Raw genomic sequence first — 1,625 nt, 5'->3', positions numbered from 1 at the left:
CATCATCATCATCATCATCTTCATCATGATCATCATCATCATCATCATATACAACTGACGAACTCAATCAAATTGAGTATTACTGTCAGTGCGCCTATTATTTTTGAAAAGTATTAGATCTAGTTTTTAGCAGTCATATGATGACCTAAGTGTGACATACTGTAGCTTATGTTTAAGAGTATCAACATTGTCACTACTTTTTATATCTGATGGTAATTTATTCCATAGTCTTACAGTATTAGGGAAGAAAGAATGCATATGGCAGTCATTTTTTGAAGAGGGGGGTATAAATGTCTGGTCATCTGAATTTCTGGTTTTCCTATTACTTTTTTTAAGATCATCTATAGGGATATCAATTTGACTATTTATTGCTTTAAAGAATATACTCGTTTTGTTTCTTGCTCTTTGTTCTTCTAAAGGTATCCAGCCTAATTTTTTCATATTTTGTGCAGTACTGCCCTGTGTGTAAGAATAGTTGTTGGTTACAAAGCGTGCTGCGTTTTTATGCACTTTCTCTAAGTTGTTTATTTGGGTTTTAAGGTGTGGGTCCCAGACACAGCATCCATATTCCAAAACTGGTTTCACTAGAGTTTTGAAGCATTGTTCCTTTATCTTTTTAGGGCATTTTGTAGGAATATTTCTTCTCAGAAAAGCCAGGGTGTTATTTGCTTTCTGTCGTACTTTTGGGTTTGTTCTTTCCATCTTAATTCACTATCTATCGTTACTCCTAAGTATTTTGCACTTTTGGTTTCTTTTAGTGATTGGTTATGGATTTTATAGTCATATTGCATTTTATATTTCTTTCTTTGATGTTGAAACAATATGTAATACCCGGTGTGGAATTCCATCTTCCATTTACTTTCCCACTTGTGTAAGTTATCTAGGTCTTTTTGCAGGATTTTACAATCTGTTATTTATTTCTCTATAGAGTAAGCTATCATCTGCAAACAGTCTAAGTTGTGTGCCTGGAGAGAGATTACTATTTATATCATTGATGTATATTAGGAAATAAAGTGGTCCAAGTACTGTTCCCTGTGGAACACCTGAAAGTACTGGATTTTGGTCTGACTCTACGCCTTCTACTATTACTTTTTGGCTCCTACCTAATAGAAAAGATCTTGTCCATTCTAAGATGTTACCAGAGATACCATGAGATGCCATTTTATGCATGAGCCCTAAATGGTCTACTTTGTCAAATGCTTTAGAGAAGTCTAATAAAATTGCATCAGTTTGGCCCCTGGCATTAATGGAATTATTAAAATCATTTAACGTTGTTATCAGTTGAGTTCCACAACTTCTGTTTTTTCTAAAACCGTGTTGATGGTTAGTAAGAATTTTATTTTTGTCTAAATGGCTCATTATGTTACTATGTACTATATGTTCCAGTAGTTTACATGTTATTGAGGTTAGTGAAACTGGTCTATAGTTTTCTGCTTTAGATTTGTCTCCTTTCTTAAATAATGGAACTATGCTAGCATGTCTCCAATCAGTTGGCACTTTTCCTTGTTTTATTGATGTTTCAAAGAGTAGAACGTAAGAGTCTAAAATTTCAATTGCACATGTCTTTAGTAATTTACCAGGTATTCCGTCTGGGCCTGTTGCTTTATGTTCATTGATGTTATGTA

At 33.8% G+C, this 1,625-nt stretch carries 2 protein-coding genes; both read right to left on the bottom strand.

Annotated elements, in window-relative coordinates:
• Positions 1-126: 126 nt before the first annotated feature.
• Positions 127-702 carry a hypothetical protein gene (locus tag F0L74_RS32780; protein WP_149842213.1) on the bottom strand — a complete coding sequence of 192 codons (576 nt, stop codon included), beginning with the start codon at positions 700-702 and terminating at the stop codon, positions 127-129.
• Positions 703-900: 198 nt separating this feature from the next.
• A partial coding sequence (locus tag F0L74_RS32775) for an RNA-directed DNA polymerase (RefSeq protein ID WP_149842212.1) occupies positions 901-1,625 on the bottom strand: 725 nt, incomplete at its 5' end.

The sequence above is a fragment of the Chitinophaga agrisoli genome (assembly GCF_008386695.1).
Lineage (GTDB): Bacteria > Bacteroidota > Bacteroidia > Chitinophagales > Chitinophagaceae > Chitinophaga > Chitinophaga agrisoli.
Note: the sequence above shows the minus strand (reverse complement) of the source record. Positions and strands in the feature narration are given on the sequence as shown.